This window comes from Streptomyces triticagri, assembly GCF_003429565.1.
GTDB lineage: Bacteria > Actinomycetota > Actinomycetes > Streptomycetales > Streptomycetaceae > Streptomyces > Streptomyces triticagri.
The window spans coordinates 1-9,215 of sequence record NZ_QUAK01000189.1; the positions used below are offsets into that span (position 1 = coordinate 1).

Consider the following 9,215-nt stretch of genomic DNA (forward strand, 5'->3'; position numbering starts at 1 on the left):
CTGGCTGCCGCTGTCCGCGGCGCACTGGCCGGCCTTGCCACCGGGCCGCTGCGCCGGGGACGGGGCCTTCCCGTCGCCGGTCTCGACCGCGCGCGCCGCTGCGGTGTGCGTCGCGGCGGGCCGGTCGACCGGTGCGAACGCCGCCTCGGCGGCGGCGGGTCCGTGCCCCGCGCCGTCGACTGCGGCGCGGGCTCCGGGGGTTGCGGGGGTTGCGGCGGGCGCTTCGGAGGATGCTTCGGCTGTGCCGGTGGACCGGCCGGTCTCGTCCTGCGGCCCTGCGGGGTCCGGGATGGCCGGTACGAGCGCGGGCACGGGCACGGACATCGCCGGCACCGGGAGCACGTCCGCCACTCCTGCGGCGAGGGTTTCCACGGGAGCAGTGAGCTGGTCAACGGTGCCGCCGACCACCTCACCGGTGCCCTCGAGCACCCCGTTCACGGTGTGGACGACACCGCGGACCAGGCCGGTGAGAGGACGACCGACAGGCCCGTCCGCCGGGACATCCACCGCTGTGACGGCGCCGGTCAGGGCCACGACACCGGTCACCACGCGCTCGACACTCCCCGTGACCGAACCGGCCGACTGCCGCAGGCCGTTGCCGTCCGCAACTCCGGCGAGGGTTGCGGTGACCGGTGCGGCCGGGGGGAGGACGGCACCGGCTCGGTCGAGGGATCCGGTCGGCGGGGCGAGGGTCACGGCTTCGCCGGTGGTGGCCGCGGTGGCCGTGGTGGTGATCCGGTCGAGAGTGCCGGTCAGCGGGGCGAGAGTCACGGCTTCGCCGGGGGCGGTGAGATGCTCGAGAGATCCGGTCGGCGGGGCGGTCGGGGGCACGGCGCCGGCGCCTTCGGAGGACCGGGTGAGCAGTGCTGCTGCTGCCGAACTGCTCAGGTTCAGGACGCCGTTGCTCCCGAAGACGCGGTCGCGGGCCTCCGTCGCGGGATCCGCTCCGCGGGCGCCCGTGCCAACGTGGTCTGTGAGCCCGACTACGCGGTCAGTCATCGCGATCGCCGGTCCGTCCGCACCGCCGGCCTCGTGGTCGCGGCCCTCGCTCACCGAACCGACCTGACCGCGGGCCCCGTTGCCGCCGACTGCCGTGGCCGGACCAGTCGAGCGACGGAGGTCGGCGCCGTCGGAACGGTCATCGAGGCCCGGCGGCGTCGCAGGCGAGCTCGCGTCGATCGATACGGCGCCGGGAGCGGCGGTGCGGACCACGTGATCGTCGATCGCTGCGGGGAGATTGCTGGGCTTTGCGGCACCGGGTGGAGTCGGCGGCGTACCGGGCTGCGGTGCATCAGGGGCCGTCGCATGCCGACCGGGCCGAGCCGCAGATCCCGCCGGATCAGCCAACTCGCCGACGCCCGCGCCCCGGACCAGGCCCCCGGCCTCCCCCGATCGCGCGGCCCGCTCGACACTCGCAGCGCCGTCCGGTGTCACCGGACCACCTGCATGTCCGGACTCACCCCGCCCCACAGCCCCGGTGATCGAGGCGACCCCACCGAACGATGCGATCTCGTCCGCCGGCCGCGCCTCAGGCGCGTTCGACGGCGCAACCGGCACCGCCACATCAGTAGCCGTCGCATGCCGGCCAGGCCGAGCCGCAGATACCGCCGGATCGGACGACTTACCGAGCTTCGCGGCCGTGGGGATCGTTGCGGTCTCGTCGGCCTTCGCCGGGCGGACGGCGGTCTCGGTCTTCTCGGCAGTGGTGCGCCGGCCGTCGGGGGCCTCGTCGCCGGCGGTCGGGATCCCCGCGGAGTCGGCCGTGGTGGCCCCCGGGGCCGCGGTGGCGGGTGTCGTCCGCTTCGTGAGGTCCGGGGTGGATTCGGGCGCCCCCTCCGGCGGCATACGGGCGGGTTCGAGGGCCGAAGCCTTCGGGGCCGGCGCGGTCCGCTCGTTCGGTGAATCGGTCGCGTGCGCAGCAGACGCAGCAGACGCGGTGATGGCGGCCGGCCTCACCGGAGGGACCCGTAGCTCGATGCCGGCGGTGGACCCGTGGTCCCCCGGGCTCGCGGCCCCAGCCGCACCCGCACAGACGAGGGCGAGCAGTCCGAGGGCGAACAGGCCGCCCAGCACGACCCCGAGCCGCAACGCCAGCCGCCCCAGCGCATGCCGCGTCGCCGAACGGCGCGGAGCGCGCCGGGCGGCAACGGGAGACGTGGCTGCGGCGGTCAAGGTCGAGGGCCCTCCGAAGCAGTGGCTCGGTCGTGGCACAGCCGGGCGGCGCGGTGCTCGCCCGCGTCACGGCCGACTCGCGCGGCCGTGCGGAACACAACGCTCCGACCGGGGACCCCCGATCCTCGCACGCGACTCCTGGCACGGCGCAAGCCCCGTGTTACCGATGAGGCGCCATGTCCGGTATGCACATGTCCGCTGTCCGCGATCCGCGCCCGCCGTTGACCGCGCGCAGGAGTCCGCGGCCCGAAGCCCTTCAGTCGGCCGCCGGTATCGGCAACGGCCGCTTCTCGATCGCCGCCGCCATCACCTCCGGGAACAGATCGGGCGTACAGGCGAACGCCGGTGCGCCGAGCCCTGCCAGGGCCGCCGCATGCTCCCGGTCGTACGCCGGTGCCCCCTCGTCGGACAGCGCGAGCAGAGTCACGAACTGCACTCCGGACGCCTTCATGGCCGCGACCCGGCGCAGCATCTCGTCCCGTATGCCGCCCTCGTAGAGGTCGGAGATGAGGACGACGACGGTCTCGGCAGGGCGGGTGATCTGCGATTCGCAGTACGCGAGCGCGCGGTTGATGTCCGTACCGCCGCCGAGCTGCGTGCCGAACAGGACGTCCACCGGATCGTCGAGCTGGTCGGTGAGGTCGACGACGGACGTGTCGAAGACGACGAGCCGCGTACGGATCGACTGCATCGAGGCGAGTACGGCGCCGAACACCGAGGCGTACACCACCGAGGCCGCCATCGACCCCGACTGGTCGATGCAGAGCACGACTTCCTTCTTGACCGACTGGGCGGCCCGGCCGTGACCGATGAGCCGCTCGGGCACGATCGTGCCGTACTCGGGCAGGTAGTTCTTGAGGTTGGCCGCGATCGTGCGGTTCCAGTCGATGTCGTGGTGGCGGGGTCTGTTGATCCTGGCGCTGCGGTCCAGTGCGCCGGTGAGGGTGGCGCGGGTGCGGGTCGCGAGGCGGCGCTCGAGGTCCTCGACGACCTTGCGCACCACGGCGCGTGCGGTCTCCTTGGTGGTCTCGGGCATCGCCTTGTTGAGCGAGAGGAGGGTGCCGACCAGGTGTACGTCGGCCTCCACCGCCTCCAGCATCTCCGGCTCGAGGAGCAGGGTGGACAGGCCGAGTCGGTCGATGGCGTCGCGCTGCATGACCTGGACGACGGAGGACGGGAAGTATGTCCGGATGTCGCCGAGCCAGCGGGCCACGGACGGCGCCGAGGCGCCGAGCCCCGCCGAGCGGTCCCGGCCCGACCGGCCCTCTTTGTCCCCGCGGCCGTAGAGCGAGGAGAGCGCTCCGTCCATCGTGGCGTCCCGGCCGGTCAGTTCGTGGCCGGTGCCGTCCGCGCTGTCCCCGCCGAGCACGAGGCGCCAGCGGCGCAGCCGCTCGCCCCCGCCGGCCTCCGCACCGGCCGCGCCCCGCACATGCACCGCGTCGGCAGCAGTCATACGGCAGCCTCCTGTCGTAGGTCGTGGTCGGAAGGGACGCTGGTGGCTGCGGCACCAGCGGTAGCGGTAGCGGTGCAGGCGGGCCCGTCGGGCGCCCCGAGGCCCAACAGCGCCCGCAGCACCGGCAGTACGGAGTCCGCCCGCACCGGATCGAGGTCGGCGGCGAACCCGGGCAGGCCGCCCCCGCCGGCCGCGCTCGGCGCCTGCGCGTCGGACGGGCCGCGCCGCACCAGCTCGCCGAGCGTGCGCCGCACTCCGGACTCGTACTCGGAGAACGTCCGCCGCAGCAGGGGCAGTACGTCAGTGAACGCATCCGCCGAGACCCCGGTGAGCCAGGCGTCGACCAGCGAGAGCAGCCGTTCGTCGTGGACGAGCAGCATGCCGCCGGTGCCGCCCCCGACGAAGCCCTCGATCCAGGCCGCCGCGTCCGCGGGCGGTGTGCCGGGTGAGAGGGCGAGGCCCATCAGGCGGGCCGTCTCGTCCTCGGCCAGCACTCCCTCGTCGAGCAGCATGCGGACCGCGCGGCCGCGGATCACGCCGGGGACGGTGTCACGCGCGCTGAGCTTCCGCAGCACTCGGTGCCAACGCCCGCGTATGCCACGGCTGTCGGACGTACCGGCAGGTCCTGACGGGCCCTGCCCGGGCCGCGCGGATGTCTCCTGTCCGAGCAGGGCGACGGCCGTGTGCACCGCGTCGACATGGGTGCGCATCTCGGCGGCGCCGTCCGCGTCGAGGGACACGCAGGCTGGCGGCAGGCCGACGAAGACCCGCTCGGCGAGGCCCGCCGCGACCTCGGCGAGGGCTGCGGTGTCCGTGCTGCGCACATCGCCGTACCGCAGCGATCTGACCAGCGCGGGCAGCGCCTGGGCGAGGTGACCGACGTCCGCGTCGAGGGCCGCGCGGTCGGTCAGCACCCGCATCACGATCGGCAGGGCCTCGGACAGTCCGGCGAGCAGGCAGTGCTCCGCCAGGGCCGTGACCTCGGCCAGTGCCTGCGCGCCGACGGCGTCCGACTCCGCCCTCGCGGTCGCGGCGCCCTCCACCGTGGTGCCCCAGACGCCTGCCTCCGCGACCCGTACGGACAGTTCGGGCTCCCAGCGCAGCCGCCAGCTCTCCCGGAAGGTGCCGGTGCTGCCGCGGGCCGAGCGCGAGGGCTCGCCCCAGCCGATGCCGAGCAGCCGGAGCCGGTGCAGGAGACGGCTGCGGGCCGCGTCGGTCTCCTTGCGCAGGTCGAGCTCCAACTCCCGCTCCAGCGCCTCCGGTTTGAGCCGGAGCCTGCGCTGCAGCCGGGTCAGGTCGCGCTGCAGGGGCACGGCCGGCGCCGACTCCGGGACCTCGCCGAGCACATCGCCCACCACGAGCCGGTCGCGTACGAGGGCGAGCGGTACGTCGGAGCCCTCGCACAGCACCGCGCGGATCGCGTCCATGGTCTCGGTCAGACCCGCGAGCGGGCGGCCGCGCAGCACGGCGAGGGTCTCGGCGAGCCGGACCGCCTCGATCACGTGGGCCGACGACACCGCACGGTCCTCGTCCCGCAGCAGCCCGGCGACCTTGGTCATCCAGCGCTCGACCGGCCGGTCCCTGGCCGCGAACAGGTGGGCGTACCAGCCGGGGGACTCGATGCCCGCGCCGTACCCGCCGGCGCGGGCGAGCCGGCGGTGCGTCCAGGGCACCCAGGTCAGCTCGGTCCTGGCCTTGGGCAGGCCCTTGAGCAGGGCGCGGTCGGCCGTGACCGTGCTGCGGGTGCGCAGTGCCGGTACGTGCCAGGCGCCGCAGACCACGGCGATGTCGTCCCCGAACTCCTTGCGGGCGGACCGGATCTGCAGCCGCATGTACGCCTCGCGGACCGCGTCCCGCTCGTGGCCGCCGTCCCCGTACGCCTCACGCAGGGCACCCATCGCCTCGTCGAGCGCGGCGAACGGAGCGAGCGGATCCGCGGCCGCCGTGCCGTGCCCGGCAGCCCCCGTGCGGTGCTCGACGACGTCCTCCCACCAGCGCTCCGGGTCGTCGTAGCCGGCGGTCTCGGCGAGTACGGCGAGCGGGTCGACGCGGAAGCCGTCGGTGGCGGCCTGCTGCTCAGGTGCTTCAGGTCCTGGCTGTGCCTCGGTCTCCGGGCCGGGCGCCGGATCGTCGTCCGCACCCTGCCGTGCGTCCGGCGCACGCAGAGCCAGCGTGTGCGTGGCGGGCAGGTCGATGAACCGGGCCGGTACGCCGTGCTCCTGGGCCCAGCGCAGCGCCACCCACTCCGGCGAGAACTCGGCGAACGGCCAGAACACCGAACGCCCCGGCTCGTCCACCACATGAGCGAGGAGCGCGACGGGCGGCGTCATGCCCTCGTCGGCCACCAGCGGCACCAGCGCATCGGCCTCCGGCGGGCCCTCGATCAGGACGACCGCGGGTGCCCGTGCCTCGAGCGCGGATCGCACCGCCTTGGCGGAGCCCGGGCCGTGGTGGCGCACCCCGAGCAGCCAAGGGCCGGGGGGTCCGCCGGACTCGGGAGCCGGCTGCGCCCGGCCGGTCATGCTGTTCGTGTCGTTGATGTCGTTGATGCCGTTGATGTCGTTCATGTCGTTCACGCGCTGACCTCGCGGCAGGCCCGGTAGAAGTCCTTCCAGCCGTCCCGCTCGCGGACCACGGCCTCCAAGTACTCCTGCCAGATCACCCGGTCCGCCGCCGGGTCGCGGACCACCGCGCCGAGGATGCCCGCGGCCACGTCGCCGGGGCGCAGCACTCCGTCGCCGAAGTGCGCCGAGAGCGCAAGGCCGTTGGTCACGACGGAGATCGCCTCGGCCGTGGAGAGCGTGCCGCTGGGCGACTTCACCTTCGTACGGCCGTCGCTCGTCACGCCGTCGCGCAGCTCGCGGAAGACCGTCACGACCCGGCGGATCTCGTCCAGGCCGTCGGGTGCGGTGGGCAGTTCGAGCGAGCGGCCGAGCTGGTCGACGCGGCGGGAGACGATGTCCACCTCGGCGTCGACGCTCTCCGGCAGGGGCAGCACCACCGTGTTGAACCTGCGGCGCAGGGCGCTCGAGAGGTCGTTCACCCCACGGTCGCGGTCATTGGCCGTCGCGATCAGGTTGAAACCGCGGACCGCCTGGACCTCCTGGCCCAACTCGGGGATCGGCAGGGTCTTTTCGGACAGGATCGTGATCAGGGTGTCCTGCACATCGGCCGGGATGCGGGTCAGCTCCTCGACCCGGGCCGTCATGCCCTCGGCCATCGCGCGCATCACCGGGGAGGGGACGAGGGCGTCCCTGCTCGGGCCCCGGGCGAGGAGCTGCGCGTAGTTCCAGCCGTATCGGATGGCTTCCTCCGGGGTGCCCGCGGTGCCCTGCACGAGCAGCGTCGAATCGCCGCTCACCGCCGCCGCGAGGTGTTCGGACACCCAGGTCTTGGCGGTGCCCGGCACGCCGAGCAGCAGCAGCGCGCGATCGGTGGCGAGGGTCGTCACGGCGACCTCGACGAGGCGGCGCGGACCCACGTACTTCGGTGTGATCACGGTGCCGTCCGGCAGCGTGCCGCCGAGCAGATACGTCGCCACGGCCCACGGCGACAGCTTCCAGCGGGCCGGCCGCGGGCGGTCGTCCGCGGCGGCCAGCGCGGTCAGCTCGGCCGCGAAGGCGTCCTCGGCGTGCGGCCGCAGGGATTCGGCGGGCTCGCTCGCCGGGGCGGCTGCGGCGCCGTCGGCAGTGGTGTGTGCGGTCACGGTCATGGGTCCCCCTCCAGGCGGCCGCGGCATCGCCCCGACCTGTACTCCGGCTGTGGTGACAACCGTGCACCACGCCACTGACAATCGGTCATCCATGCAGGTCAGACCCCAATTCCGGTGGCGTGGGCGCCGGTTGGGCGCAGCTTGCGGGACTGCTCGCCGGACGGATTGTCAGTGGCGGGTTCTAACGTCGGAGACATGACTCAGCAGGGGGTGCGCTGGACGGCGGATCAGGTGCTTGCACTGGCTCCTGACGCCTCGTCGCGCAAGGCGGGAAGCAAGCTCGGTGCGGCCGGACCGTGGTCCAGCACGGGGAGCACGGCTCAGGGGGCGGTGTGGGGGCTGTGCAAGGGCAGCGGCAGGAAGCCGTACCAGACGGTGGTGGACACGACGGGCCCTGCGTACAAGTGCAGTTGCCCGAGCCGGAAGTTCCCGTGCAAGCACGCGCTCGGGCTGCTGCTGCTCTGGGCGGAGGGCGCGGGCACGGTGCCCGACGGGGCGCCGCCGGAGTTTGCGGCGCAGTGGCTGGAGGGGCGCCGCGAGCGGGCGGCAGCTCGTCCTGCGGCCGGCGGGAGCGGTGCCGGGGCGGCGGCCGGTCCGGGCGATCCCGAGGCGGCCAGGAAGCGGGCGGAGCGGCGGGCCGAGCGGGTCACGGCGGGCGTGACGGAGCTGGAGCAGCGCCTCACCGATCTGCTGCGCGGCGGCCTCGCCGGTTCCGAGCAGGCGGGGTACGGGTTGTGGGAGGAGACGGCCCGCCGGATGGTGGACGCACAGGCGCCCGGACTCGCCTCGCGGGTGCGGGAGCTCGGCGCGCTGCCCGGTTCGGGGCCGGGCCGGCCGGTGCGCATGCTCGAGGAGTGCGCGCTGCTCCACCTCCTGGACCAGGCGTGGCTGCGCCGCGAGCAGCTGCCGGAACCCCTTTCGGCGGCGGTCCGCACCCGCATCGGACTGCCCGGCTCCGCGGACGGCCCGCCGATCCGTGACGACTGGCTGGTGCTCGCCCAGTACGACACGGTGGAGCCGAAGCTGACCACCCGCCGGATATGGCTGTACGGCACGGCCTGCGGGCGGACCGCGCTGCTCCTCTCCTTCGGGGCGGCCGGGCGCGCACCCGAGCTCGCGCTGCCCGTCGGCGCGGCGATCGACGCGGAGCTGTCGTCGTACGCGGCGGGTCCGCGGGCCGGGCTCGGGCAGCGCTTCACCGCGCCCGTGCCGACGGGTGCGCGGCCGGCCGCGGTCGGACCGGAGGGGGCGACCACTGCGTACGGGACGGCGCTGCGGGACGACCCGTGGCTGGACTCGGTGCCGGTCACGCTGGGGGATGTGGTGCCGACGCGTACGGCCAAGGGGTGGCAACTGGCGGACGCACAAGGGGAGTCGGCGATACCGGTGGCGGAAGCGGCTGCCGCGCGCCCCGGCCTGTGGAAGCTGGTCGCGCTGTCCGGCGGCGCACCCGTCGTGGTGTTCGGCGAGGTCGGCCATCGCGGCTTCACCCCGCTGACCGCGTGGCCGGCGGAAGAGGGGGACGCGGTGGCGCTGGTCTGAGCGGCAGCCCGGCCGGCGACGGCGGCTCGCCCGCACCACCGCGCGCCTCCTCGAACCACCCGACGAACCACCCGACGTACGCAGAAGGGACTTCCGTGATCGACACAGGCTCCGCCACCGACGACGCTGCCACCCGCGGCGGCCACTCCGCCGACGGCTCGGCGGACGGCCCCACCGGCAGCCCGCCCATCGAATCCGCCGACTGGGAGGACTTGGTCACCACGGCCCTCCTCGGCACCGCCCGCCGCCCCGGCCCGGCAGTGCCGGGCAAGGACCCGGCGGCCGCCCTGCTCGACGCGGCCGCAGTGCGCACGGTCCGCCGGCGCGCGGGGATAC

5 protein-coding genes and 1 pseudogene are annotated in these 9,215 nt (G+C 74.5%); 2 read left to right on the forward strand and 4 right to left on the reverse strand.

Translation table 11 applies throughout. The features are described 5' to 3' along the window. From DY218_RS26295 to DY218_RS26310, 4 genes and pseudogenes are all read right to left on the reverse strand, one after another. Nucleotides 1-999, reverse strand: a pseudogene (locus tag DY218_RS26295) (hypothetical protein); the annotation flags it as partial. 1,429 nt (nt 1,000-2,428) lie between these two features. Next, nucleotides 2,429-3,625, reverse strand: coding sequence for a VWA domain-containing protein (locus tag DY218_RS26300; protein ID WP_128558619.1), 1,197 nt, complete (start codon nt 3,623-3,625; stop codon nt 2,429-2,431). Beyond that, nucleotides 3,622-6,147 carry a DUF5682 family protein gene (locus DY218_RS26305; protein ID WP_233521913.1) on the reverse strand — a complete coding sequence of 842 codons (2,526 nt, stop codon included), beginning with the start codon at nt 6,145-6,147 and terminating at the stop codon, nt 3,622-3,624. Before DY218_RS26305 ends, DY218_RS26300 begins: the two co-directional genes overlap by 4 nt. 50 nt (nt 6,148-6,197) lie before the next feature. Beyond that, nucleotides 6,198-7,337, reverse strand: coding sequence for an ATP-binding protein (locus tag DY218_RS26310; RefSeq protein ID WP_128558620.1), 1,140 nt, complete (start codon nt 7,335-7,337; stop codon nt 6,198-6,200). Nucleotides 7,338-7,532: 195 nt separating this feature from the next. Here DY218_RS26310 and DY218_RS26315 point away from each other — a divergent pair, with 195 nt between their 5' ends. Both DY218_RS26315 and DY218_RS26320 read left to right on the forward strand, forming a co-directional pair. Further along, on the forward strand, nt 7,533-8,879 hold the full coding sequence (locus DY218_RS26315; protein WP_128558621.1) for an SWIM zinc finger family protein: 1,347 nt from the start codon (nt 7,533-7,535) through the stop codon (nt 8,877-8,879). 95 nt (nt 8,880-8,974) lie between these two features. Next, nucleotides 8,975-9,215, forward strand: a 241-nt coding sequence (locus tag DY218_RS26320; RefSeq protein WP_456341175.1) for a DUF5691 domain-containing protein, incomplete at its 3' end; no start/stop codon positions are given.